The sequence below is a fragment of the Simonsiella muelleri ATCC 29453 genome (assembly GCF_002951835.1).
GTDB classification, from domain to species: domain Bacteria; phylum Pseudomonadota; class Gammaproteobacteria; order Burkholderiales; family Neisseriaceae; genus Simonsiella; species Simonsiella muelleri.
Map to the genome: position 1 here is coordinate 1,635,031 of NZ_CP019448.1, position 26,738 is coordinate 1,661,768.

At 41.3% G+C, this 26,738-nt stretch carries 26 protein-coding genes; 15 read left to right on the top strand and 11 right to left on the bottom strand.

All coding sequences use genetic code 11. The annotated features are described in order from the left end of the window. Positions 1–113: 113 nt before the first annotated feature. On the bottom strand, positions 114–1,025 hold the full coding sequence (locus BWP33_RS12740; protein WP_002642129.1) for a SprT-like domain-containing protein: 912 nt from the start codon (positions 1,023–1,025) through the stop codon (positions 114–116). Between the two features lie 145 nt (positions 1,026–1,170). Here BWP33_RS12740 and moeA point away from each other — a divergent pair, with 145 nt between their 5' ends. Then, complete coding sequence (moeA, locus tag BWP33_RS08090; RefSeq protein WP_224451216.1) at positions 1,171–2,406, top strand: molybdopterin molybdotransferase MoeA; 1,236 nt, start codon at positions 1,171–1,173, stop codon at positions 2,404–2,406. A gap of 83 nt (positions 2,407–2,489) precedes the next feature. On the opposite strand, the gene prmB is transcribed toward moeA, so the two are convergent. Next, positions 2,490–3,482 (bottom strand): 50S ribosomal protein L3 N(5)-glutamine methyltransferase, encoded by a 993-nt coding sequence (prmB, locus tag BWP33_RS08095; RefSeq protein ID WP_002642131.1) that lies wholly within the window; start codon positions 3,480–3,482, stop codon positions 2,490–2,492. Between the two features lie 100 nt (positions 3,483–3,582). Between prmB and BWP33_RS08100 the strand changes: the two genes are divergently transcribed. From BWP33_RS08100 to BWP33_RS08110, 3 genes are all read left to right on the top strand, one after another. Then, the gene (locus BWP33_RS08100; RefSeq protein WP_002642132.1) at positions 3,583–4,404 is read left to right on the top strand and encodes an FKBP-type peptidyl-prolyl cis-trans isomerase; all 822 of its coding nucleotides are present in this window, start codon (positions 3,583–3,585) and stop codon (positions 4,402–4,404) included. 67 nt (positions 4,405–4,471) lie between these two features. After that, positions 4,472–5,119 (top strand): adenylate kinase, encoded by a 648-nt coding sequence (adk, locus tag BWP33_RS08105; protein WP_002642133.1) that lies wholly within the window; start codon positions 4,472–4,474, stop codon positions 5,117–5,119. Positions 5,120–5,191: 72 nt separating this feature from the next. Continuing rightward, complete coding sequence (locus BWP33_RS08110; protein ID WP_002642134.1) at positions 5,192–5,749, top strand: CNP1-like family protein; 558 nt, start codon at positions 5,192–5,194, stop codon at positions 5,747–5,749. Between the two features lie 219 nt (positions 5,750–5,968). Here BWP33_RS08110 and folD read toward each other — a convergent pair whose 3' ends face one another. Both folD and nfsA read right to left on the bottom strand, forming a co-directional pair. Then, on the bottom strand, positions 5,969–6,826 hold the full coding sequence (folD, locus tag BWP33_RS08115) for a bifunctional methylenetetrahydrofolate dehydrogenase/methenyltetrahydrofolate cyclohydrolase FolD (protein WP_002642135.1): 858 nt from the start codon (positions 6,824–6,826) through the stop codon (positions 5,969–5,971). Between the two features lie 188 nt (positions 6,827–7,014). Further along, positions 7,015–7,752, bottom strand: a complete 738-nt coding sequence (gene nfsA, locus BWP33_RS08120; protein WP_002642136.1) for an oxygen-insensitive NADPH nitroreductase — start codon at positions 7,750–7,752, stop codon at positions 7,015–7,017. Positions 7,753–7,973: 221 nt separating this feature from the next. Here nfsA and BWP33_RS08125 point away from each other — a divergent pair, with 221 nt between their 5' ends. After that, the gene (locus BWP33_RS08125) at positions 7,974–9,449 is read left to right on the top strand and encodes an aldehyde dehydrogenase family protein (RefSeq protein ID WP_002642137.1); all 1,476 of its coding nucleotides are present in this window, start codon (positions 7,974–7,976) and stop codon (positions 9,447–9,449) included. Positions 9,450–9,523: 74 nt separating this feature from the next. Here the strand turns inward: BWP33_RS08125 and BWP33_RS08130 are convergent, their stop codons facing one another. After that, positions 9,524–10,411 carry a DUF808 domain-containing protein gene (locus BWP33_RS08130; RefSeq protein ID WP_002642138.1) on the bottom strand — a complete coding sequence of 296 codons (888 nt, stop codon included), beginning with the start codon at positions 10,409–10,411 and terminating at the stop codon, positions 9,524–9,526. Between the two features lie 303 nt (positions 10,412–10,714). Between BWP33_RS08130 and uvrB the strand changes: the two genes are divergently transcribed. The 8 genes from uvrB (at position 10,715) to BWP33_RS08170 (ending at position 21,328) form a co-directional block, all read left to right on the top strand. Further along, positions 10,715–12,775 carry an excinuclease ABC subunit UvrB gene (uvrB, locus tag BWP33_RS08135; protein ID WP_002642139.1) on the top strand — a complete coding sequence of 687 codons (2,061 nt, stop codon included), beginning with the start codon at positions 10,715–10,717 and terminating at the stop codon, positions 12,773–12,775. Positions 12,776–12,878: 103 nt separating this feature from the next. Then, the gene (gene tkt, locus BWP33_RS08140; RefSeq protein WP_002642140.1) at positions 12,879–14,858 is read left to right on the top strand and encodes a transketolase; all 1,980 of its coding nucleotides are present in this window, start codon (positions 12,879–12,881) and stop codon (positions 14,856–14,858) included. A gap of 75 nt (positions 14,859–14,933) precedes the next feature. Continuing rightward, a complete protein-coding gene (locus BWP33_RS08145; RefSeq protein ID WP_002642141.1) occupies positions 14,934–15,140 on the top strand; it encodes an NF038104 family lipoprotein in 207 nt (68 codons plus the stop codon). After that, a complete protein-coding gene (gene mnmC1, locus BWP33_RS08150) occupies positions 15,141–16,673 on the top strand; it encodes an FAD-dependent 5-carboxymethylaminomethyl-2-thiouridine(34) oxidoreductase MnmC1 (RefSeq protein ID WP_002642142.1) in 1,533 nt (510 codons plus the stop codon). Between the two features lie 59 nt (positions 16,674–16,732). Next, on the top strand, positions 16,733–18,724 hold the full coding sequence (gene rep, locus BWP33_RS08155) for a DNA helicase Rep (RefSeq protein ID WP_002642143.1): 1,992 nt from the start codon (positions 16,733–16,735) through the stop codon (positions 18,722–18,724). 117 nt (positions 18,725–18,841) lie between these two features. Then, positions 18,842–19,177, top strand: coding sequence for a YbaB/EbfC family nucleoid-associated protein (locus BWP33_RS08160; protein WP_002642144.1), 336 nt, complete (start codon positions 18,842–18,844; stop codon positions 19,175–19,177). Positions 19,178–19,301: 124 nt separating this feature from the next. Beyond that, positions 19,302–19,766 carry a peptidoglycan-binding protein LysM gene (gene lysM, locus BWP33_RS08165; RefSeq protein WP_002642145.1) on the top strand — a complete coding sequence of 155 codons (465 nt, stop codon included), beginning with the start codon at positions 19,302–19,304 and terminating at the stop codon, positions 19,764–19,766. A gap of 221 nt (positions 19,767–19,987) precedes the next feature. Continuing rightward, a complete protein-coding gene (locus BWP33_RS08170; RefSeq protein ID WP_002642146.1) occupies positions 19,988–21,328 on the top strand; it encodes a lysozyme inhibitor LprI family protein in 1,341 nt (446 codons plus the stop codon). Positions 21,329–21,715: 387 nt separating this feature from the next. Here BWP33_RS08170 and BWP33_RS08175 read toward each other — a convergent pair whose 3' ends face one another. The 4 genes from BWP33_RS08175 to BWP33_RS08190 are packed head-to-tail and all read right to left on the bottom strand — an operon-like array spanning position 21,716 to position 23,734. Next, positions 21,716–22,405: a D-Ala-D-Ala carboxypeptidase family metallohydrolase gene (locus tag BWP33_RS08175; RefSeq protein ID WP_002642147.1), complete on the bottom strand. Its 690-nt coding sequence runs from the start codon at positions 22,403–22,405 to the stop codon at positions 21,716–21,718. 28 nt (positions 22,406–22,433) lie between these two features. Further along, the gene (locus BWP33_RS12670; protein WP_040629050.1) at positions 22,434–22,613 is read right to left on the bottom strand and encodes a hypothetical protein; all 180 of its coding nucleotides are present in this window, start codon (positions 22,611–22,613) and stop codon (positions 22,434–22,436) included. Continuing rightward, positions 22,582–23,442 carry a hypothetical protein gene (locus tag BWP33_RS13010; protein WP_002642149.1) on the bottom strand — a complete coding sequence of 287 codons (861 nt, stop codon included), beginning with the start codon at positions 23,440–23,442 and terminating at the stop codon, positions 22,582–22,584. Before BWP33_RS13010 ends, BWP33_RS12670 begins: the two co-directional genes overlap by 32 nt. Beyond that, entirely contained in the window at positions 23,435–23,734 is a 300-nt protein-coding gene (locus tag BWP33_RS08190; RefSeq protein WP_002642150.1) for a hypothetical protein, read from the bottom strand. The genes BWP33_RS13010 and BWP33_RS08190 overlap by 8 nt, the downstream gene beginning before the upstream one ends. Before the next feature lie 76 nt (positions 23,735–23,810). Between BWP33_RS08190 and BWP33_RS08195 the strand changes: the two genes are divergently transcribed. Further along, positions 23,811–24,269: a hypothetical protein gene (locus BWP33_RS08195; protein ID WP_002642151.1), complete on the top strand. Its 459-nt coding sequence runs from the start codon at positions 23,811–23,813 to the stop codon at positions 24,267–24,269. Positions 24,270–24,353: 84 nt separating this feature from the next. Next, positions 24,354–25,850, top strand: coding sequence for a hypothetical protein (locus BWP33_RS08200; RefSeq protein ID WP_002642152.1), 1,497 nt, complete (start codon positions 24,354–24,356; stop codon positions 25,848–25,850). Positions 25,851–25,893: 43 nt separating this feature from the next. On the opposite strand, the gene BWP33_RS08205 is transcribed toward BWP33_RS08200, so the two are convergent. Beyond that, positions 25,894–26,295, bottom strand: coding sequence for a hypothetical protein (locus tag BWP33_RS08205; protein ID WP_002642153.1), 402 nt, complete (start codon positions 26,293–26,295; stop codon positions 25,894–25,896). After that, positions 26,295–26,672, bottom strand: coding sequence for a hypothetical protein (locus tag BWP33_RS08210; protein WP_002642154.1), 378 nt, complete (start codon positions 26,670–26,672; stop codon positions 26,295–26,297). The genes BWP33_RS08205 and BWP33_RS08210 overlap by 1 nt, the downstream gene beginning before the upstream one ends. Positions 26,673–26,738 lie beyond the last annotated feature (66 nt).

Below are 26,738 nucleotides of genomic sequence, written 5' to 3' on the forward strand. Positions count from 1 at the left end.
ATGAATAATAAAATTTTTTTCACAAATTTATTTAAATAAAAAACATAATTGTTTGTATTATATTATTTTTTCAGGTAGTCTCAAAGAATTGTGTATTCACAACGTCATTATCATTAATTGACTACTTCAAAATGTACCGAACAATCTCCACAAATAATATTCAAATTTGGTTTGCCCCAAACCGCATTTAAACAACTAGGGCATTGATATTTCAAACGGTTACTGCGGTTTTCTAATGGCATAACCGATGGATTGTATTCATTTAATAAACGATGTGGCGCAGCAGGATCTAATGTTGACACCCATTCATGATACAAAATACCTGTTTCATGTGATGTATTTTCAGGCAGCTTTATATTAGATTCTCCATTAATATCAATATGTTGATTGTTTAGTTTAACCTGATAAAGCGGACGCATACCACGTTCCACCTCTAAAGCTGGCGGACGTTTAAGCGATTGGTCAATATTCAACAAATAAGTATGCGTAACCGCCTGTCCAAAGGACGCAGAATAGGGCGGATACACATCATACCAATGAATAGAAAATTCGGTTTCCAATAAATGCCGTGCCACCTGCATGAACAAACCATGTTCCAAAATATAATCGCCCATGTGTTCGCCTGTGCGTTTACCGCCTGGTTTGTGGGTATCAGAAGGCATTAAACCAATGGCTTCCATTTTGTCTGCCCATTCTTTGTTGTGATAACCGCGTCTTCCAGGTGAACCAAAATGCTGCTGCCACAAATGGCACATTTCGTGAACCAGTGTACTGAGCGTATCCAATACAGGTAAAACGCCAAAAAATTCAGGGTTTAATGCGATTTCATCGGTGTAGCGTCCGTCTTCGGAAATAAAGCGGCGAAACGAAAAATAACCTTGTGTTTTGGCTTTGCGTTGTAAGGAAATCAAGCACGGAGGCAATTGCCCCGCAAACAAATGACGATTAAAAAAATCGTAGGCAAATTGTAAAGCTTGATGAACTTGAGTAGTAGGGGCATTTTGGGGATAAGGCTGTGGATTCATAAACTTAATTTTTGTATCAAAAATTGGATTGTACAATCCAATTTTTAAGAAAACAAGAAAAATTCATTCTTTTGGCGGATTGTATCGTGTCAATATTTAGCCGATAATCGCGCCATTTTTATGAATAACACAATTAAGGATATTGATGATGTCGCTGACTACCGTTTCTCAATTACAAAATTTGATTCACAACCAAATTGGTACACATTTCAGGCAGCCTGAAACCGAGAATATTCCAGTGGCTCAATCGGTAGGGCGCGTTTTGGCACAAGATATTGTTTCGCCGATAAATGTTCCCAATGCTAATGTTTCTGCAATGGACGGTTACGCATTGGCGCATCATGCGGCGACTGGCGATGTGTTGCGCTTGGTTGGCGAGTCAGCGGCTGGACATGCGTTTTCAGGTAATGTGGGGCAGGGCGAATGCGTGCGAATTATGACTGGTGCGGTTGTGCCTGAAGATTGTGTGGCGGTGGTGATTCAGGAAAATACGCAAACAGATGAACAAGGTAATATTGTTTTAACAAAAAATGTTCAAGAAAAACAAAATATTCGTTACGCTGGCGAAGAAATTCAAGCCAATCATCAAGTTTTACAAAAAGGGCGCATTTTGCGTGATGCAGATGTGTTGTTATTGGCGGCGTTGGGCGTGGGCGAGGTGGTGGTGTACCGTAAAATTCGTGTGGCGGTGTTTTCTACGGGTGATGAATTGGTTGAGCCATCGCAACCACTTTCAGGCAGCAGCCAAATTTATGACAGCAATCGCCATATGTTGATGGCACGATTGACAAGTTTACCTATTGATATTATTGATTTAAAACGTGTTGAAGACAATTTGGAAAGCGTGATGCGTGTGTTAAATGACGCAGCAAAAATGGCAGATGTGGTCATCACTTCGGGAGGCGTATCGGTAGGCGATTACGATTATTTACGTCAAGCAGTTGAACAAATTGGACATATTCATCATTACAAAGTTGCCATGAAACCAGGTAAGCCGTTTGTATTTGGTCAGATGATGCAAGCGTGGTATTTTGGTTTACCTGGCAATCCCATTTCAGGATTTGTGGGATTTGATATGTTTGTGAAATCGGCGTTGTGGCAATTGTGTGGGGTAGTTGAAATACCGCAACCATTGCGTTTACAGGCTGCCTTATCTGTACCAGTGAAAAAATCAGCGGGCCGCATGGACATTCAACGTGCCATACTCACGCGTCAAGCAAATGGAAATTGGACAGTTGCGCCATGTGGTTCGCAGGATTCGCATCGGATTTTAGGGATAAGTCGGGCAAATGCGTATATGATTTTACCTTTAGAATCAGAGAATCTAGCAATTGGCGATGTGGTGGAAGTGCAACCATTTGCGCAAGCATTTTTGGATTGATAATAAGAACCTGTGTTCGTCATCTTAATAACTTATTATTAATTTTACAAACACAGGTTCTCAGTTTTCAGGCTGCCTGAAGATTATGAATGACTATTATTTTCTTGATTCATCAATTGGTTGGCTTCCAATTGTTCACGCGTGAGCAGAAACACAAAACCATCACCGCCACTTGTCTCCAGCCAAACAAAATCCAAATTTGGGTAAGCACGTTCCAGTACATCACGGTTATGACCAATTTCCACCAATAACACGCCGTTTGGATTCAAAAATTGGGCAGCTTGGTTGATGATTTTACGCGTGATGTCCAGGCCATCTTTGCCGCTACCTAATGCCAGAGTTGGTTCATGCAAATACTCATCTGGTAAATTTTTCACAGATTCCTCATCAACATATGGCGGATTAGAAATAATCAAATCATAAGTATTTTCCAGTCCATCAAATAAATCTGCGTGAATCAATTGAATGCGTTGGCGCAAACCATAATCGTCAATATTGATGGACGCAACCTCCAGCGCATCTAAACTGATGTCAACCGCATCAATTTGCGCATCGGGATAATAATGTGCCATCTGAATTGCCAAAGTCCCACTGCCCGTACACAAATCCAGTGCATGATGAATTAATTCATCGTATTCAATCCATGGGCGCAACGGTTCGCCTAATAATTCGTAAATAAATGAACGCGGTACAATGACACGGTCATCAACATAAAATTCAAATTCGCCTTGCATGGCGTGTTGCGTCAAATACGCAACTGGAATGCGTTCTACAACGCGGCGTTCAATTAAATCAAGCAGATGGTCCTGTTCTTCAGGCAGCAATTGTGCGTCCAAATATGGCTCAAGCGTATCTAAGGGTAAATGCAGAGTGTATAAAATTAGATACGCGGCTTCATCATAGGCATTGTCGCTACCATGTCCGAAAAACAATTCTGCTTCATTGAAACGACTCACCGCAAACCGTAAAAAATCACGAACGGTTTTCAGGCAGCCTCGTGCGGAGAGAAAAATAGGGGGGGTTACTACTTCTTCTGTTATGTTGGTTGGTACTGTTTTTTTGGGGAGAAACATCATAATTCGCTAAAATGGGTAAAAAGTGAGATTATAAACACTAAAAATTAGTTATAATACCTTTTCGCATTTTTTATTTAACATACGCAGGATAGGAAACTGAATGATGAAGAAATTAACTTTAACTGTATTGGCTGCAAGTGTATTGGCATTAGCGGCGTGTAATCAACCTGCTGCATCAGGTGGCAATACGGCGGCATCTTCTGCTGGTTCAGAAGCACCTAAAGGCATGGAAAGCCAATCCCAACAAGTCAGCTACATCATTGGTCAGCAAATGGGCGAGCAATTATTAGAATTAAAAAATAATGGTGGCGAAATTGATGTGAAATTAATTTCTGAAGGTATTCAGGATAAATTAGAAGGCAAATCAGCTAAATTAACCCCCGAACAAAGTGAAGCTGCAATGAAAGGTTTCATGGAAACTTTGCGCGAAAAAGCCGAGAAAAAAGCCACTGAAAGCAAAGCCGCCGGTGAAAAATTCTTAAGTGAAAACAAAACCAAAGAAGGCGTCAAAACCACAGCATCGGGTTTGCAATACAAAGTCAATAAAGAAGGTACTGGCGCAGCTCCAGTAATGGGTGATGGCGTAATGGTGGAATATACTGGCAAATTAATTGATGGCACAGAATTTGACAGCACCAAAGCTCATGGCGGTGAACCGTTGGCAGTCGGTTTAATCCCGAATGGTCCATTTATCAAAGGCTGGTTGGAAGGTTTACAATTAATGAAAGAGGGTGGCGAATACACTTTATACATCCCAGCGGACTTGGCTTATGGTCAAATGGCAAGTGGCAAAATTCCCGCTAATTCAGTTTTGGTGTTTGATATGAAAGTGGTAAAAGTCGAGAAAGGTGCAGTTAAAGATGCTGCCAAATCAACAAAAGCCGAAAAAGCAACCACAACTCCTGAAGCCAAGAAAAAATAATTAATTTTCAGGCAGCCTGAAAATTAATTTTGTTAATTTATTCGCTAGCAATATAAAGAGAATGAAAATGAAAGTATTATTACTGGGTGCACCAGGTGCAGGCAAGGGTACGCAGGCACAATTTATTACACAAACTTTTAATATTCCACAAATTTCTACTGGCGATATGCTCCGCGCCGCCATTAAAGCAGGAACGCCATTGGGTTTAGAAGCCAAAAAAATCATGGACGAAGGTGGGTTGGTTCGTGATGATATTATCATTGGTTTGGTTCAAGAACGTATTACTCAAGCCGATTGCGCAAATGGCTTTTTGTTTGACGGTTTTCCGCGCACTTTGGCGCAAGCTGAAGCCATGCGCGATGCAGGTGTGAATTTGGACGCGGTGGTGGAAATTGATGTGCCAGATGCGGTCATTGTGGAGCGCATGAGCGGTCGCCGAGTGCATTTGTCATCCGGTCGCACGTATCACATTCACAATAATCCGCCCAAAGTTGAAGGAAAAGACGATGAAACAGGCGAAGATTTGATTCAACGTGATGACGATAAACCCGAAACGGTGCAAAAACGCTTGCAAGTGTATCACGATCAAACAGCAATTCTAATTGATTTTTATGGGAAAATGTCAGGCGACAATGCGCCAAAATACATCAAAGTTGATGGAACGCAAAACGTAGAAACTGTGAAACAACAAGTTTTAACTGCATTAGGTCAATAATATAAAAGGCTGCCTGAAAAATGCATATTATTTTTCAGGCAGCCTTATTTTGGTGAAATAGGAAATATTGAAATGTTTAACAAATTGATTTTAATTGTATTATTATCAATAAGCATTGCGCACACGCAAGCTGAAACGCGTGAATGGGGTTTGCAAAGGCTACCCGATGCACCCAAAGACAACAAATTTTCAGAAACTGAAATGGCATTGCCCGCTATCCCGAATCCCGATACAGGCGAATGGTTGGATTTATATATAAATGAAACCCATACAGGAAATCCGAGAATTCTATTAGATAGCTTGCAGATAGCTGAAGATAATAGTATTCGTTATTTATTTAATAATCGTTCAGCCAGTGGCTACAACAATATTACCGCTGAAGGCGTAGTCTGTGCAGAAGGTTTCTTCAACAGCGATGGTTTGTTGCAAAAAACCTTTGCATACGCAGATTTAAGCAACCAACGCTGGATTATTCCACGCCGTTCGGAATGGAAAGTGTTGGGCGGAAAACGCAACGCTGCAGATCCCGTACGACGTGTATTATACGAAATTATTTGTGTCAACAATAAAATCACTCATGTTAATCAGTTACGCAAAGCCTTGATTCAGGAAGCAGGTTCACGCCGTTGATTTGATTTTGGTTCTTCAGGCTACCTAAAATTTCAGGCAGCCTGAAAAAATAAAATTAGAACCTGTATTCATAGCCAACGTGAAATGGATTTTTGTCCCAGTTGGTGCGAATGTAAGGCGAATTTCATACCAATAGCGTTCCTATTGGCATGAAATTCAACGCAGCAGGCGTGCTAAATGGGGCAAAAAGACATCGCGCTTGGCTATGAATACAGGTTCTTACTTTTTATCTGATAATTCAGCTGCTTGCAATGTGTTTTCCAATAAGCTCGCAATAGTCATTGGACCTACACCGCCAGGCACTGGGGTAATCCATGCAGCTCGCTCTTTCGCTATAGCAAAATCCACATCCCCGCACAATGTGCCATCTTCCAAACGATTGATGCCGACATCAACAACCACTGCGCCTTGTTTAATCCATTCCCCTTTGATTAAATTGGGGTTTCCAACCGCAGCCACTACAATATCGGCTTGCCCGACTTCATCAGCTAAATTCTCGGTAAACCGATGACAAATCGTAGGCGTTGCGCCAGCTAACAACATTTCCAGCATCATTGGGCGACCAACAATATTAGATGCACCAACAATAGTAACTTTTTTTCTTTTCACATCAATATCATATTCTTTTAACAGGGTCATTACGCCTTTTGGGGTACATGGGCGCATCAATGGCATACGCACCAACAAACGCCCCACATTATAGGGATGAAATCCATCTACATCTTTGTTTGGATTGATTTTTTCTAAAATCTTTTGACCATCAATATGTTGGGGCAGGGGGAGTTGTACCAAAATGCCATCAATTTCATCATTATTATTCAACTCGTTGATTAAATTTAATAATTCATATTCAGAAGTCTGACTGGGCAAATGATATGAAAACGATTGAAAACCCACTTTTTCACAAGCTGCTTTTTTGTTACGCACATAAACTGCGCTGGCAGGATTATCGCCGACCAAAACGACTGCCAATCCTGGTGCACGTAAACCTCGTGCCACACGTGCATCAACGCACTCTCGGACAGTTACTAAACATTTCTCGGAAACTTTTTTACCATCAATTAATTGAGCAGTCATGTGTTAAGCCTTTGAATGGGAAAGTTGGAAAACATGAATTTTAGCATAAATATGGCATTGTGTTTTCTTATCCATAAATTCTCATAATCAATATTATGTCAAATTATTCTTATATTGACGCTAAAACTCGCACGACTGCCGCCCTATTTCCAAAACTTTGGCGAAACAAGTTGTGCGATATTGGCAAATTAACGCTTAGCGTAACCTTGTTTTTGCAAAAATGTTAATAATTCAGGACGCACTTCCGTACACAAACTGTTTCGGATTTGTTTGCGCCAATCTAATTCAATGTTACTGCGTTCTAAGTAATATTGCCCTACTGTTTCATTGTAAGCCTCTAAATCAATGTCTTTGGAAAATTGATAATGATTTTCAGATACAACAATTTTCGCAGGTAAACGCGGACGCTGTGCAGGTTCTTGAGCAGGATAACCTAAACACAAGCCAAATACAGGAACAACAAATTCAGGCGTTCTCAAGATTTCTGCTAACTTATTAATATCATTACGAATACTACCAATAAACACGCCGCCTAATCCGCAACTCTCTGCGCACAACATCATGTTTTGTGCAAACAATGCCGCATCAATTGCACCCGTCATTAAGCATTCAATCCAATCCAATTGAGCATCAACAGCGTAATATTTATGGCGTGAACCGTCAATGCAAAATACCAAAAATTCTGCGCAATTTTCCACATAATGATGCCCTGCTCCACCCTGCCCTGCGCTGATGGCACGAATTTGAGCGCGAATAGCACGATCACGCACACGAATCACACTGACATTTTGTAAAAAACTGGAAGTTGATGCCATTTGTCCTGCTTGAATGAGTTGCGCGAATAATTCTTCACTGATGGCTTGCTCGGTAAATTTGCGGATAGAGCGATGATTTAATGCGGTTTCTAATGCAGATTGACTATTCATTGGTTTTCCTTATATGTTCATAAATTTGATTTTTCAGGCTGCCTGAAAAAAATCATCATACCATTTATTTTTAGTGTAATGAATTTTTTCAGGCAGCTTCAAATCAATATTTTTTATTTTAATGAGAATAACTCTTGTTTTTCTACTTCACTTAGGCATATAATGAAATTGTTTTGAATTCAATTTACTTATTTCCCCCAACCATTTGAAGGAATAGCATCATGGCAAAAGATTTAAATGTGTTTGACAAAGAGTACGGTTTATTGATTAACGGCGAGTGGAAAAAAGGCGGAGAGTTGCTCACGTCTTACAACCCAGCCAATGGCGCAGAATTGGCTAAATTCGTTGATGCCAGTAATGCAGACGTTGATGCTGCTGTTGCTGCTGCACAAGAAGCGTTCAAAACGTGGCGCAAAACCACAACTACTGAACGCGCTGCTATTTTAAATAAAATTGCGGATATTATTGACGAAAGTACCGAATTATTCGCGCTACAAGAAACTTTGGATAACGGTAAACCAATTCGCGAAACGCGTGCTGCTGATATTCCACTTGCAGCCGACCATTTTCGCTATTTTGCCAGCGTCATCCGTGGCGAAGAAGGCAGCGCAACGCAATTGGACGAAGAAGATTTGTCGCTGATTTTGCGCGAACCAATTGGCGTAGTCGGGCAAATTATTCCTTGGAATTTTCCGTTTTTGATGGCAGCTTGGAAAATCGCCCCCGCATTGGCGGCAGGTTGCACAATTGTATTACACCCATCGTCTAGCACCTCGTTAAGTTTGTTATCTTTAGCACAAAAAATCAATCATTTATTACCTAAAGGCGTATTCAACGTCATTACAGGAAAAGGCAGCAAATCAGGCGAATATATGTTGCATCACAAAGGATTCAACAAATTGGCATTTACTGGTTCTACTGAAATCGGTCGTAAAATTGGTATTGCTGCTGCTGAAATGTTGATTCCAGCTACTTTAGAATTAGGCGGTAAATCTGCGAATATTTTCTTTGATGATATGCCGTTTGACAAAGCTTTAGAAGGTGCGCAAAAAGGTATTTTGTTCAACCAAGGACAAGTATGCTGTGCGGGTTCGCGTATTTTTGTACAAGAAGGTATTTATGACAAATTTGTAGCAGCACTTGCCGAGGAATTCAAAAAAGTGAAAGTTGGTTTACCTTGGGAAGACGATACGCAAATGGGTTCGCAAGTTAATGCTGGGCAAATGGAAACCATTTTGAAATACATCAAAATTGGCGAACAGGAAGGCTGTCGTATCATCACAGGCGGTAAAAAATTAGAAGGCAATTTGGCGAGTGGCGAATTCGTTGCGCCAACCTTGATTGAAGCTAAAGATAACGATTCGCGTGTCGCGCAAGAAGAAATTTTTGGTCCTGTGGCAACCGTCATCAAATTCAAAACAGAAGAAGAAGTCATCAAAATGGCAAACAATAGCGAATACGGTTTGGCGGGTGCAGTGTGGAGTACTGACATCAATCGCTGCTTACGCGTTTCACGTGCGTTAGAAACAGGTCGTGTGTGGGTAAATTGCTATAACCGCTTACCTGCTGGTGCGCCGTTTGGTGGCTGGAAAACATCTGGCATCGGTCGCGAAACACACAAAATGATGCTCGCCGCTTATACGCAAGTGAAAAATATCTATATTTCTACACGCGAAGAACGTGAAGGTCTGTATTGATTTGAGCAGCAATGGCAATTGTCTGAAATAATAAAAAGGCTGCCTGAAAATTAAATGTTTTCAGGCAGCTTTATTCATGACATTTTCTGACGGTTTTTAGTAATAACATTCATTATTGGCAAAATAATCACGCAAGCCACTGTACCAACCGCCACACCAACCACAAAATTTGCCACCATTTCCATCAACCCCATGTCCCAATGGCGTGCGTGTAACCATTCATGTAATGTATGAATGTTATGATTAAAAATACCGCCACCCACCAAAAACATTGCTATCGTCCCCACAACCGATAAGAAACGCATAAACATCGGCATCGCACGTAACAAACCTTGTCCAACCGCTTTAACAATTAATTGTTTTTTGGTTAATAAATATGCACCAAAATCATCCGCTTTCACAATCAACGCCACCACACCATACACAAATATCGTCATACCAACACCAATCGCCGCCAACGACAGCACTTTCGTCATCAATTGCGCATCTTGAACCACACCCAATGCCAAAATAATAATTTCCGCCGATAAAATAAAATCCGTACGAATCGCGCCTTTAATTTTATCAGCTTCGTCTTCACCATTTTTAGGTAATGTGCTTGTTTCTATCTGAATTTCATCTTTTTTATGTAGGAATTTGTGCAGTAATTTCTCCACGCCTTCAAAACATAAATATGCCCCACCAATCATAAGCAACGGATTAATCAACATAGGCGAAAAAACCGCTAAAATTAACGCAATCGGGATTAAAATCGCCTTATTAATTAACGACCCCTTTGCCACCGCCCAAATAATTGGCAATTCGCGCTCCGAACGAACTCCCGTAACTTGATTGGCATTCAATGCTAAATCATCACCCACCACACCTGCCGTTTTTCTGGCCGCTAATTTAGTCATCAAGGCAACATCGTCTAAAACCGATGCAATATCGTCCAGCAGAGTAAATAGGGAAGCAAAAGCCATGTAATTTTATCCTTAATTCAAAATACAAATCTGTTGAGAAAACCAGTTGCATTGTAACATAAATCCCTATTTCAAGCGGTTTCTCAAAAAACAGCATTTTTAGAACCTAATCTTCATAGCCAACGTGAAATGGATTTTTGTTCCAGTTGGTGCAAATGTAAGGCGAAGCTGTGAATATAGGTTTTTAAATCAATAAAATGTCATTTAAACTAGCGTTGTTTACGGTAATCGGCGAGAATACTGTCAACAACGCCAGTTTAAATCATACTTTACAATATCTTCCCTACTTTCAGAATGCGCAATATGCAAATTATCCAATACCCAAACTCCCCTTTCAAACTCCATCAACCTTTCCCTCCTGCAGGCGACCAACCCACCGCGATTACAGGATTGTTGGAAGGATTATCAGACGGATTATCCAGTCAAACTTTGCTTGGCGTAACAGGTTCAGGTAAAACCTACACCATGGCAAACGTCATCGCCCAAAGCGGACGACCTGCAATTATAATGGCGCACAACAAAACGCTCGCTGCACAACTTTATGCCGAAATGCGTGAATTTTTCCCCGAAAATTCGGTGGAATATTTCGTATCGTACTACGACTATTATCAACCCGAAGCCTATGTCCCCAGTCGCGATTTATTCATAGAAAAAGACAGCGCAATCAACGAACACATTGAACAAATGCGTTTGTCCGCCACCAAAAATTTGATGACGCGCAATGATGTGATTATCGTGGCGACCGTGTCCGCGATTTACGGTATCGGCGACCCAACCGAATACCAACAAATGATTTTGTCCGTCAAAGAAGGCGACACAATAAACCAACGCGATATTATTTCTACTTTGGTTTCCATGCAGTATGAACGTGGCGATTTGGATTTCAAACGCGGTTCGTTTCGTGTGCGCGGCGACGTGGTGGACGTATATCCTGCTGAAAGTTCGGACGTGGCGTTACGCATTCATTTATTTGATGATGAAATTGAACGATTGGATTTGTTTGACCCGCTTTCAGGCAGCCTGCACCAACGAATTGGGCGTTTTACCGTGTTTCCGGGCAGTCATTATGTTACACCACGTGATACGGTTTTACGCGCTTGCGAATCCATCAAACAAGAATTGCGAGAACGCATTGATTTTTATACCAAAGAAAATCGTCCTGTGGAACAACAACGCATTGAACAGCGCACGCGATTTGATTTGGAAATGCTGTACGAAATGGGATTTTGCAAAGGGATTGAAAATTACAGCCGTCATTTTTCAGGCAAAAAAGAGGGTGAACCACCGCCAACTTTAATGGATTATTTGCCCAAAAATGCGATTTTGTTTGTAGATGAAAGCCATGTAACCATTGGGCAAATTGGTGCGATGTACAAAGGCGATGCGTCTCGCAAACAAAATTTGGTGGATTACGGTTTCAGGCTGCCTTCTGCGCGTGATAATCGTCCGTTGAAATTTGAGGAATTTGAACGAGTTATGCCGCAAACGATTTTCGTATCCGCCACACCAGCCGCCTACGAAGCCGAACACGCAGGGCAAATTGTGGAGCAAGTCGTGCGTCCAACAGGATTGCTTGACCCGAAAATTGAAATTCGTCCAGTTTCAAGTCAAGTTGATGATTTATTAAGTGAAATCAACATCAGAAAAGAAAAAGGCGAACGCGTTTTAGTAACGACTTTAACCAAACGCATGGCAGAACAACTCACCGACTATTACACCGAATTGGGCGTAAAAGTCCGCTATTTGCACAGCGATATTGATACGGTAGAACGAGTTGAAATTATTAGAGATTTACGATTGGGTTTATTTGATGTATTGGTGGGGATTAACTTGTTGCGCGAGGGTTTGGACATTCCCGAAGTGTCGCTGGTCGCCATTTTGGACGCGGACAAAGAAGGTTTCTTACGTTCGCATCGCAGTTTGATTCAAACCATTGGACGTGCCGCGCGTAACGTGAATGGCGTGGCGATTTTGTACGCCGACAAAATCACCGACAGCATGAAATCCGCGATTGATGAAACCGAACGCCGTCGCGAAAAACAAATCAAGTTCAACGAAGAAAATGGCATTATTCCAAAACAAATTAATAAGAAAGTCAAAGATTTAATTGATGGCGTGTATGGCGCAGAGAGCGAAGAAACCGAAGTTTCAGGCAGCCTGAAAAAAGCGCGCGCCAATAAAAAAGAATTGAAAAAATCCGCTTATCAAGCCCAAATCCACAACGAAGAAGATGCCATCAAAGAAATCGCTCGTTTGGAAAAAGAAATGCAAACGGCAGCGCGAAATTTACAATTTGAAGAAGCGGCGGTCATTCGCGATAAAATTCGTAATATTAAAGAAAATTTGTTGTTTGGGGCGGAGTGATTTATATTCCGATAATTGCTTTCAGGCAGCCTGAAAGATTGTAAAGCCATCGTAAAGCTGCCATAATCCAACACGTTTTTACCACCTAAATCAGGAGATAATCATGGCAACACAAACAGCCAACGCAATCCGTTTTTTATCCATGGACATGGTGCAAGCCGCTAATTCTGGGCATCCTGGCGCGCCAATGGGTATGGCAGATATGGCGGACGTTTTGTGGCGCGAATTTTTGCAACACAACCCAAATAATCCCAAATTTCCCAACCGCGACCGTTTTGTGTTGTCCAATGGACACGCGTCTGCGTTGTTGTACAGCGTGTTGCATTTGAGTGGCTACAATTTATCCAAAGACGATTTGAAAAATTTCCGCCAATTGCACAGCAAAACCGCAGGACACCCCGAATACGGCTACGCGGACGGTATTGAAACCACCACAGGGCCATTGGGACAAGGCATTGCCAATGCGGTTGGTATGGCGTTGGCAGAGAAAGTGCTTGCTGCCGAATTCAATCAAGATGGTTTGGATATTGTGAATCATCATACCTATGTTTTCTTGGGCGATGGCTGTTTGATGGAAGGCGTATCGCATGAAGCTTGTTCGTTGGCGGGTACGTTGGGATTGGGTAAACTGATTGTTTTGTATGATGATAATAATATTTCCATTGACGGTAAAGTTGATGGTTGGTTTACCGAAAATATTCCGCAACGCTTTGAAAGCTATGGTTGGCACGTGGTGGCAAATGTGGACGGACACAATCCCGATGAAATCCGTGCTGCTATTCAGGCTGCCCAAAATGAAACGGGAAAACCGTCTATCATTTGCTGTAAGACTTTGATTGGTAAAGGTTCTGCTAATAAAGAAGGTAGTCATAAAACACACGGTGCACCTTTGGGCGTGGACGAAATCGCAGCAACTCGTCAACATTTGGGTTGGGAATACGCGCCATTTGAAGTGCCACAAAATATTTATGATGAATGGAATGCTGCTGAAAAAGGAGCGAAAATTGAACAGGCTTGGAATGAACTTTTTGCGCAATATCAAGTCAAATTCCCCGAAAAAGCAGCCGAATTCACACGCCGAATTCGTGGTGAATTACCTGAAAACTTTGATGCACACGTTCAGGCTGCCTTAAAAGAAATCTGTGAAAAAGCCGAAAAAATCGCTACACGCAAAGCCAGCCAAAACAGCATTGAAATTTTGGCAAAAGTTTTGCCTGAATTTGTTGGTGGTTCTGCTGATTTGACGCCGTCTAATTTAACGGATTGGTCAAACAGCGTTTCCATTACCCAAAACAGTGGCGGCAATTATATCCATTATGGTGTTCGTGAATTTGGTATGTCTGCGATTATGAATGGTTTGGCGTTGCATGGGGGCGTGAAGCCGTTTGGTGCAACGTTCTTGATGTTTAGCGAATACGCTCGCAATGCTTTGCGTATGGCGGCTTTGATGAAAATTAACCCGATTTTTGTGTTTACGCACGACTCAATCGGCTTGGGCGAAGATGGTCCGACACACCAACCGATTGAACAAACGGCAACTTTACGTTTAATCCCGAATATGGCGGTTTGGCGTCCTTGCGACACGGCCGAAAGTTTGGTGGCGTGGGCAGAAGCCGCTAAAGCCAAAGACCATCCAAGCACTTTGATTTTCAGCCGTCAAAATTTGCCATTTATGCCACGCACAAGCGAGCAGTTGGCTAACATCAAACGCGGTGGTTACGTGCTTTCAGGCAGCCAGAACGCACAAGCGGTATTGATTGCAACGGGTTCTGAAGTGGAATTGGCACTGAATGCGCAAAAAGCTTTGGCGGAACAAGGCGTGAATGTGAGTGTCGTTTCTATGCCGTCCACCAACATTTTTGATAAACAAGACGCGGCGTATAAACAGTCGGTTTTACCTGAAAATTTGCCACGCGTAGCAATTGAAGCTGGTTCGACCGATGGTTGGTACAAATATGTGGGTTTAAACGGAGCGGTTGTGGGTTTAGACCGTTTTGGCGAATCTGCGCCTGCTGAATTATTGTTTAAAGAATTTGGTTTTACTGTGGAAAATGTGGTTTTAGTAGTTAAATCAGTTTTATAATTCCAATAAGAAAGGCAGCTAAACCTTCATATTGACGTTGAAAGGTTTCAGGCTGCCTGAAAAAAGGTTATTTCAATGCAAATATGGAAATTTATCCGAATCTTAATTGTCATTGGTTGCCTGGCATTGCAAGGCTGTGTGATTGGTGCAGCAGCAGATTTGGTGGCAACAACCGTTTTGACGGCTGGTAAGCTGGTCATCAAAGGCACAGGCGCAGTGATTGATACTGCCATTCCTGACAAAAAAGATAAAAAAGAAAAATCAAAAGAATCAGATGATTAAATGAATATTTTAGCTTGGAATACACCACCTAACACCGCACAATTATGGGCAGCTGATGGCAGTGATTTGGTGATTTGTTTGGCAGATAAACAATTACCTGACTGGTCGGATTGTGTGATATTATCATCGGCTTTGGCATGTGTGCAATTTGCTGGCGCAAATGTATTAAAAAATATCTTACCAAACAAAACATTATGGCTTATGCCTGTTCATACTGCCACACAATTACACGATTATTTTGGCTCACGCGATATTCATTGGCAAACCAAACCCATACCACAACATCATGTTTTACCAGAAAAAAATTGGTTCAGGCAGCCTGAAAAAAATCATCAGCAGCCTGAACATGTCATTGTGATAGGTGCTGGCATCGCAGGCGCAGCAACCGCACGTGAATTGGCAGCGCGTGGCGTGCACGTAACCGTATTGGACGCTGCCAATGCGCCAGCTAGCGCAGCATCAGGCAATCGCCAAGGTTTGTTATACGCCAAAATCTCGCCACACCCCACACCACAAACCGAATTATTATTATGTGGTTATGGTTACGCTAAACGCTTGCTGAAAAACACATTATCTGAATCAAATAACTGGCAAGAAACTGGCGTTTTACATCTCAACCACAACACCAGCGAAACCCAACGTAACACGCAATTGGCTCAACACGTTTGGCATCAACATTTGTATCATGGCGTATCGGCATCACAAGCATCTGAATTGGCTGGTGTTTTAGTGGAGCAAGATGGTTTATTTTGGCCACAAGGTGCGTGGGTTAATCCACCAGCGTGGGTGGCAAAATTATTGGATAATCCATTGATTCAACTAAAATTAAATCATCATGTTTTGTCTGCACAATTTGACGGTAACAATTGGCAAATTCACACCCAAAATGGGCAATTTTCAGGCAGCCATGTTGTATTTTGCGGTGGAGCGAGTAGTCAAAATTTACCTATTATTCAAGATCTTCCATTGCAATTCATTCGCGGACAAACCAGCATAGCGAAAACACAGTCAAATTCAGGCAGCCTGAAAGTAGCATTATCGGGTGCATCATATGTTTCACCAGCATGGGACGGAATACATTGTTTTGGCGCAACTTTTTTACCTAATGATGCGCATGACGATTGGCGTGAAAGCGATGAGATTGCCAATCGGCAAGCTCTAAAAGATTTAAATAATAACATTTATCAATCAGTTGATTTTTCAGGCAGCCTGAAAGGACACGCAGCGGTACGTTGTGATGCCCACGACCACTTACCTGTGGTAGGCGCATTGGGTGAGCCAAATTTGATGCGCAAAGTCTATGCTAAATTGGCGTTGGACAAAAATTATCGACTCGACACGCCCTGTCCGTTTTATCCGAATGCGTTTGTGAACACGGCACATGGCAGTCGCGGTTTGACCACTGCGCCAATTTGTGCAGCATACATTGCGGCGTTGATTTGCGATGAACCCCTTGTTTTATCAAAAAATTTACAACACGCATTAAACCCAAATCGTTTAATTATTCGGCAAATTGTGCGCGGTTTGAATTAAATAAAACATCTAACAGCCCTCCAAATGGTTTAAATGGATTTTCGCCCGAAAAAATATTTATGAAATTAAATCCCGAACAACAACAAGCCGTTGAATATATCGGTGGTGCATTGTTTGTGCTGGCTGGCGCAGGCAGTGGCAAAACACGCGTGATTACCGAAAAAATCGCCTATCTTATCACCCAAGCTGGCTACAAACCCCACCACATCGCCGCCATCACTTTCACCAACAAAGCAGCCAAAGAAATGCAAGAACGCATCAGTCATCGTTTGGGTAAAAATCAAACACGTGGTTTGATTGTGTCCACTTTTCATGCGTTGGGAATGCGAATTTTGCGTGAAGAAGCCACTAATTTGAATTATAAGAAAAATTTTTCTATTTTAGACAGCTCTGACAGCGCAAAGCTGATTGGTGAAATGTTGGCAAGTTCAGGGCGTGAACCCATCATAAAAGCACAGCATCAAATTTCTTTGTGGAAAAACAATTTATTATCTCCAGATGAAGTGTACGCAATTTGTGAAAATGATTGGCAAATGCAAACCGCGCAAATTTATTCACGTTATCAAGCCACTTTGCAACACTATCAAGCGGTAGATTTTGATGACTTAATCCGTTTACCCGCTATTTTATTGCGCGAAAACGGCGAAATACGCTTAAAATGGCAAAATCGTTTGCGTTATTTGCTGGTTGATGAATGTCAAGATACCAATGCGTGTCAATACGAATTATTGAAATTATTGACGGGATTGGAAGCCAAATTTACAGTGGTCGGCGATGACGACCAGTCTATTTATGCGTGGCGTGGTGCAGATATGGAAAATTTGCGCCGTTTACAACAAGATTATCCGCAATTAAAAGTAATCAAATTGGAACAAAATTACCGTTCCACCGCGCGAATTTTGAAAATTGCCAACCAAGTCATTGGCAATAATCCGAAATTATTTCCCAAAACTCTGTGGTCCAATTTGGGCGAAGGCGATGCAGCACGGATTATGGCGTGCCGCGATGAAGTACATGAAGCTGAATTTGTGGTGCAGCAAATCGCCAAAAATAAGCTACTTTATGATGCAAATTATGCAGATTTTGCTATTTTATATCGCGGCAATCATCAAGCCAGATTGTTTGAAGATGCGTTGCGTGTGGCGCGAATTCCATACCAAATTTCAGGCGGACAAAGTTTTTATGACAAAGCCGAAATCAAAGACGTGCTGGCGTATTTACGTCTGCTTGCCAACCCAAATGACGACCCTGCTTTTCTACGCGCGGCCACCACGCCCAAACGTGGCATTGGCGAAACCACATTGGGCAAATTAAATGCGTATGCTCAGCAACACGAATGCAGTTTATTTGAAGCTTCAGGCAGCCTGAATACACTGGCGACTTTGTCCACGAAAAGCCGTGAATCGGTACAGCAGTTTATTGCGCTATTACGCGATTATCAGCAACGCGCCCAAACCGATGATGCTGGCGAAACCGTGCAAAATTTATTGGACGATATTCAATATGAAAATTATTTGCTGGAAAATCACGCCGAAAATCCCAAAATGGCAGAAAGTCGTTGGAAAAATGTACAAGATTTATGCACTTGGTTAGCAAAAAAAAGCGAAGAGCGTAATTTGGTGGAATTAACACAACTCATTGCTTTAATGACTTTATTGGAAAATAAAGACGAAGAAATTGATGCGGTTAAATTGTCCACTTTGCACGCATCCAAAGGTTTGGAATATCCGTTTGTGTATTTGGTCGGCTGCGAAGAAGGGCTTTTTCCGCACGCCGACAGCGTGGAAGAACATGGCTTGGAAGAAGAGCGGCGGTTGATGTACGTTGGCATCACACGCGCCAAACAACAACTTACCATGACCCATTGCAAAAAACGCAAACGCGCTGGCACTTGGCAATATCCCGAACCCAGTCGTTTTCTTGATGAAATGTCCTCCGATGATGTGGTGAGAATCGGACACACGTCAGGCGAAGTAGTCAGCCAAGAGAAAGGGCGCAAAAATTCACGCGCTTTATTGGCAATGTTGAATCAGAAAATAGGCGGCAATTGAGTTTTAGGCTGAAAAACTAGCTTGTTTTAATGTTCTGCTATACAATTAATTTTCCATTTTCAGGCAGCCTGAAAAAATGAATTCATACATCAAATATTTTTAGGAGCAAAAACAATTATGTTCGGTAAAGCAGGATTAGGCGGCTTGATGCAGCAAGCGCAAAAAATGCAAGAAAACATGAAAAAAGCCCAAGCAGAATTGGCACAAACACAAGTCAATGGCGAAGCAGGTAACGGTTTAGTCAAAGTTACCGCAACGTGCAATCATGTGATTCACAAAATAGATATTGACCCCAAATTAATCGCACAATCAGTTGATGACAAAGAAATGTTGGAGGATTTGGTGTTGGCTGCGATTGCCGATGCTTATGAAAAAGCCGAAGATTTAACGTCTTCACGTATGTCTCAATTTACGGCGGGTTTACCTGCTGGCATGGGCGATTTTTTCAAATAATTCATTTTCAAGCTGCCTAAAAATAAGGAATTTTTTAAGCAGCCGTACTCAACAGCTTAAAAATTAATTTGATTAAAATTAATAATTAAGTTGTTATTCTTAACCCTAACCAAAGGAAAACATCATGGGTATTTTTGATTTTGCCAAAGAAATTGGCGACAAAATTTTTCATCGCGAAGAAAACAAACCGGTTGCACCAACAGAACCCGCCGCGCAAGAAATTGCCAATCAATTGTTAGCGCGTATTCAGCAAAATGCAAATATCGCTGATTTGGTTGTCAATTACAACGGCGACACCGACACCGTTGAAATCAAAGGCACTGCCGCTAACCAAGCCGAACGCGAAAAAGCCATTTTGGCAGTGGGTAACGTACAGCACGTTGCACACGTTGTGGATCACATCGCTGTATCTGCACCTGAACCTGAATCTCGTATGTACACCGTGAAATCAGGCGATACGCTGTCTAAAATTGCCAAAGAAATGTATGGCGATGCAAATCAATACAACAAAATCTTTGAAGCCAACAAACCTTTGTTGTCTGACCCCAACAAAATTTATCCAGGTCAAGTGTTGCGTATTCCTAATTAATTAAAATAACACGATTTAATGTTAATTTAATTACAACAACCACGTTAAGTTTTTAATTTAACGTGGTTATTTTTATTTCAGGCTGCCTGAAAGTGATTATTTTAAGACAGCCTGAAAAGCATTTTGTACCAAATGCGTTATGAAAGCTGCACATTTGATTGATTTTTTTGCTATGATAATAACCACATTGTTTGAATCACTTTAATCATAGGATTTTTTATATGAATAAAAAAATTTGCGCATTAGCAGCCATCGGTTTGTTAATGACGGCTTGTTCTCCAAAAGAAGAGCAAAAAACAGAAAAAAATACAACCGCAGCTACCAGTAATGTGGCTGATACGTGTCGCAATCCAGGCTTGCAATCCACTTTGCAAGACGATTTGCAACAAGCGATTTTGGCTGAAACACGCCGTTTGGCTGACCCCAATTGGGTTGATGTAGATAAAATCGCTACTGCTGGTTCTCAATTGAAATTGGTTTTGAACAGCATTCAAGAAAAAGATAATCAATGCCGTGGTAAACTCAGTATTTTAATTCCACAAAATATTAGCCAATTGGCTCATGAAAACGCACCTCTATTTGAAATGAAAAATTACGACACCGTCATTGAAGATAATATGGGTGATGTGAATTTCCAATTTAATGGCAGCACGTTATCTTTCCCATTGAGCTATACATTCAAAAATGGCGAATTAAATTACGATGATGAATCATTACCGACCAGTGCGCGTGCTTTGGCAATCGCATTGTTGCCTTATGGCGTGAAAGACACATTAAACGTAAATGGCAAAACCATTAGCCGTGAAACCGCCTTGCAAATCATACAAGGTGGCGGCTCTTTGGCAACCGCTAAACCTGCTAAGCAACCCAATAGCGAACCCGCCGCTGCCTCCACATCATCGCCAACTGATGATTCATCAATCCCCACAGCCACACCAAACACCAGCGTAACACCGTCTACGCCAGCGGTAACCGAGTCGCCAGAACAAAAAGCTTTGCGTCAAGCCCGTGCTGCTGAAAATGCTGCTCGAATCGCCGAACAAAAAGCCGCTGAACGCGCCGCAAAAGCCAAAGCTGCTCGCGAGGCTGCCGAAGCCGCAAAATTACAAACCAACAACACAAATACCACTAAACCTGCTAAAACCACCACTGCTGATACCACAAAAACGCCTACGGAAAAACCAAAAAATACCACAAAAAACGAAACAAAACCAAAACAAGAGATTGATTTTGTTGCACGTTCTAAACAACAAAATGCAAAAACCGATACAAAAACTGAAGTCAAACCAAGTGTCAATGATGACGAATTAGACAGTATTCGCAAGGCTCATAAAAAAGCCGATGATGAAATCAAATCATCTTGGCGAAATATCAGCCCTGAAATTCGTAAGGATTTGGTAGAAGAGCAAAAAGCTTGGGAAAAACAACGCAATCAACGTTGTCGCCAAGCTGCAAATGCAGCATCTAATGATACAGAAGCCAGCAAATTATATATGCAATGCGATACGCGTATGACCAAAGAACGTGTGAAAAATTTGCAAGGTTACAGTATTTCACAATAATTTTATGAATTTAATTCAATCAATTATTACTCAATAAATCAAAAACACCCAGCCCCAAACTGGGTGTTTTTTCAGAACATCATCATTCATTCATAGAAACTTTTCAGGCAGCCTGAAACATCAAACGTGTTAAAATGATCATTTTTCATTGCAATTCAAACAAAGGCTTTACGCGACTTTAGCATTAAAATTTGTTCCGCAAATTTTCACAAAGTAACCGTTTTTTTAACAATGAAATCAATTGCGATGATTTTTTTGCGGAACGGATAAAACGGATTGGCAGGGAGAAAATCGTGCTTTGTGGGCAGCGAGTTTTCAGGCAGCCTGAAAAAAATAGGCAGAAACGGAAATTTTCTATTTCTGCCTATTTCTTTGATAGATTTTAAATTAAGCTAAATTTGTTTCAACTTTTTTCAAGGCAGCAACCGAAATGTACGCATTTTTAGCTGCGCTTGCTTTCCATTCATACAATAGAATTTGATTGCGCACCGCACCGTTATGATTTTTTAAACCAATATGTACCCATTGCCCACCATGACGCGGCATTTCACGGATTAACTGGTCTAATTTTGGCAGCTTACCACTTTGAATGAATTCAAAAATATCATAGGCTAACTGCTTGACTGACAAGCCAACAGCCTGAATATCAGCCGCATTCCCGAAACGATGCGCGGAAGTTGGCGCACCACCTACCGCACGATTAACAGCATGAGAGCGGAAGCCTGAAGTGATGCGAATCGGAATCATGCGCCCATATTTTTCAGCCAGCAAAGCGCGGAGTTTTTCCAACCACCCTGCCAACGCTTGAATATTCTGTTTTTCTGATGCTGTGGGTTCATTTTTCAATCCAAGCCGTTCGGCTGTTTGGGAGTGCAAAAATTCACGCCACGTGAAATTTTCGGTAACCCAATCTTCAGGATTTTTTGCTGCAATTGGCGCAGGAATGGACTGAATTTCAGGCGCAATCATTGCTGCTTTCGTTAAATTATCGCAAGCAAATTCATGCGAATCACATTCTTGCAATTCTGTTTTTGTTAATTCAATTTCTTGATTTTCAAGTGTTTCTAAATTTTCCATATATTTAACTTTCTAAGTGGTTGTGAAATTATTTAATTTTTAAACGCGATAAAAATAATTGATATTCATCTTGAGAAATGACTCCTATATTTAACAAATCAACCAATTTTTGTTCTGCAAGAACATTTTCACGACTGCTCATTTTGGCTCGTTTTTCATTGGCTGATGCTGAAACATCATGTTTGCAAAAAAGAACGGCGGATAACATTACCTTTTTTTGCCACGATTTTGGCTTTATCTGCTTGTTTTTTTGTGAGTGTTTTGGCGGTTGCATTTGGGTTTTGTTGGAAACGCTGAATGTGCGTTTTAATTGCACCACGCAACGCAACAGGATTTCGCGCAAGTGTATGCATCACTCGTATAACGTGTTTGCACGCCATACCTGTTAATTCAGGATTGCGAATTTTTGGAAAAGCCGTTTCGTGGCGACCATAAGCAAATCCACCCACCGTAGCAATATAACGATACCAATAACGATGGCGACCGCAAGAACAATCAAATTTAACAGGCGATTTCATATATGCATCAAGCATTTTGTTGGTTAAATTACCGCTGTTTAAGGCTGCCTGAAAATTCAAAAATTGCACCGAAACAATGTGATGCGTTGCACCGTATTTTCGTGATGCGTTTGTCCGAAATTGAATCGTGCCATCTTTTTCAAATTTAACTGCTTGAATCGTATGTATTTCGTCCTGAGCACGCTTGATGTCTTTGCGTGATGAATGTGAAATAATCAATTGCGCAGTGATGCCACCCAATAATTTTTTTCGCTTGAAGTCTTCTTGTAAATTAGCAGCAGCACGTTGAAATTGCTTCAAATTCTGTTCGGTAAGTTGTTCGGCAAAGACGGATTGATTGGCGTTGATTTTTTCCAAAGCAGCTTGGATAACGGTTTTTTTAACACCATTCAATGCAGCCAAATTTAAAACCGATTGGCTTTCACTTCGTGCCTTGTCTTCGCGTGTGTTTTTTCTTGCGGTTGCGCGTAAATCATCGCTTGGTTTATTGGTTAAATTTTGTCCAATTTCATCACTCATACAAACTCATTCCATTGTTTTTTTGGTTATTTGTTGCGTTGATTTGTGCGGCGGTTAGGTATCGCCGCAATCCGATTTCTTGCGCCAAATCCACATCACAAAAACCGTTAATCGCGGCTGATGCGTACCAGTCGGCGCGGTTTTTGTAAACCAAACGATGCGACAAACTGGCATCCAACGTTTCATTTTGCATCACAATATGTGGAATATGTGTGTTATATGCTTGTAATTGTTGCGATTGACTACGAATGTTGCGATGCTGACGCGCAACAATCAAAGGATCAAACGGCATATATGTGAACCTCGTTTCAAGCAATTTAAAAATGAAATTATCATGCTGTTTTAATATTTCAATAGGAAAAGTTCCCATGAAAATTCAGGCAGCCTTTAACGCGGCTTTTGGCGAAAGCGTAACGATTTTTGCTGCACAAATTCATCATAAAATTGTTATTGCCAAAGTGAGTGCGTACACCGAAATTCGTAAAGATGATGTGATTTTCTTAAGCAACAACCCACTTGTTGAGGCTGATTTTCATTTTGAAATGCGTGATTTTCAGGCTGCCTTTGAGGCGTACCAAATTTTAATGCAGTCAAATAAATGCGTGATGCAAGACGATTTGGCACGATACAAACCCGAAAACGTCGTTGATTTTGACGGTCAAAAGGACAATGGAGATGGAAAATACAATATTGACAAATTGAAAAATGGGCATTGGGCTGTTTTGGCGATTTGTCTGTATTATTTTAATCAAACAAAAACCACCCAACAATTTGATAATGCAATTAATTTTATGAATGATTTGATAGATTTCTATTTAACGATTTAATTTTCAGGCAGCCTGAAACAGGAATAGCCGTTAAACAATGTAGAAAACAACTTCATAATTTCACTTATTTTTTTGGATTTTCAAATGGCAAAAAGCACTATTTTGAGTATGACAGGCGAACCGTTTGCATTGGATGAAAAGTTGATTACACAATCAGCACAAACATCATTCACGGATATTGACGCAATCAGCATTTCGCAGGTTTTGAGTGCGTTGGAGATGCCAGCACGCAACCGTCAAGAAATATACAGTCGGTATATGTATATGTCTGGCGATCCGATTATCGCAGCCGCCTTGAATTTGCACGTTACGCAATCTCTTGGCGGTCATGAAACAACTGGCGATGTGATTTTCATTGAAGCCAAACCCAATGCCACCGACGCTGAAAAGAAAATAATTGAACAAATTCAAAATGATTTGTTAGATATGCTGAATCAAAATGCTTACCAAATCGCATTTTGGGGTTGCGCATTCGGTGATGCGTATGCGCGAATATACGGCGAAAAGAAACATGGGATTTCGCATATTGAGTTATCTGAATTTTACCTGCCAGCATTTATACAACCTTTTGAATTAGCAGGAAAAACAGCAGGCTACAGAATCAATATTGAGCAAAAAATCCACACACTCACGCCTATACAACTATCACGATTAAAAATGCCACGAATGGGTTTTGTTCCGCAATATCGTATGCAATACAACTACTTCGTCCAATCAATCACGCAAGATGATGTCTCAAAGCACAAGCCAGTTCCATCTAATATTGGCGGCTCGTTTTTGGAAAGCGCGGAAAAACCATTCCTTTTGCTGCAATCGGCACTCATTGGCTTAAGTTCGGGACGGATTCTGGATAGCATCAGAGAAAGCATCATCGGCTTGAATATGAAAGACATGACCAAAGAGCAACAAATGCAGTTTTTCAATTTTTTTTCAGGTATGTTAAAGGCATCAAAAAAGCGTGCTGCTGATGCAATTGAAAAAAAATCGCCTGTATTGGAAAAAATCATTCATTTGCTGCCCGTTTGGGATGAAAAACAACTTTACAACGTGGATACTGGCGGTTCTTTGGGGAATCAAAATGCCAATGCGTATAGTGTTGATGATGTTATGTTTTACGCTAAATTATTGGCGGGTTCGTTGGGCTTGGATTTGTCTATGCTTGGTTTTTCTGATTTGCTGTCGGGTGGCTTAGGTGATGGCGGTTTTTTTCGTGTTTCGGCACAAGCTGGGCAACGTTCGCGATTGTTAAGACAAGGTTTGACTGGCTGGGTTAATCATGTTATTGATGTGCATTGCAATTACAAATTCAATGGCGTATTTCAGTCTGCCAATCGTCCGTATGAAGTTGTTTTCAATGGCGCAACATCTGCTCTTGAACGAGAAAATCAAGAAACGCGTGAACGCAAAAACGCTGCTGCTTCAGTCGCATTGCAAAATTTCGCAAGCGTCAAAGAATTGGGTTTTGATGAAAATGCGATAACATTATTTGTCAAAGACCAAATGGGATTTGATGAAGATGATGCAAAAATCTATGCTAAGTCAATGGTTTTAAGCAATAATGAAAACGAAGAGGTAGAATAATTAATATATTCAGGCAGCCTAAATATGCAGGCTGCCTGAAAATTCAAATCGTGGTTGGTGGCATAGAAAATGCAAATTTCCGCATATATTCAATTCGATAATTGGTAATATCGCTTTGAATTTCTGCACTGCTTCGTCCATAGGGTTCATGACTGGCAACGCGGCTGCTTTCTTGAATTAATGCGCTTTCGCGTTCAGCGAATAATTCCGCCAACGGTTTAATCACACCCCATTCTGATGCGGTTAATTCGGTTTCTTTCGTGATTTTGGCTGCCTGAAAAGCCCAATCGCCGTTATCGTCAAAATCGGCTTTTTCTACCGCCAAATTGCCCCACGCTTGATACTCACGCGCCGCTTCAATAATGAATTTTTCAGCGGTGGCTTGGTCAATCAGATTCGTGGCTAAACCATCTAGCCACTGCGTAGCCAATTGGGCAATATTCATCACTCAATTCCAGGAAAATACATATAGAAAACTTGCCCCGAATACACCGTCAATTGCCCACGATTTTCCACATCAACATCAACAGGATCGAATCCGAAAAATTGTGCGTCAATAATTCGCCATTTTTGAGTATGATTATCGGGTGTGCCATGATAGATTGTGCCGCTAAATTTTGGGCGTTGCGACACCGTACGCGTGGCTTGGGCGCGTTCCAAAAAGTCGCGTGCATAACCTGAAGCCGTTTCAGATAATGCGCAAGCACCACGATGATCAAAGCGTGGAATTTGTTGCGTTCCTCCTTTAATACCGCCAACCATTGGTACTTCAATAATGTCTTCTGGCGCAGTAATCGGTAACGGAAATTGTTTGATTGACATCCTCCCCTTGCTGAAGCAAGGAGATTCCTACTGCGGTTAGCGATGTTCTGCCAACTCGCTTCGGTG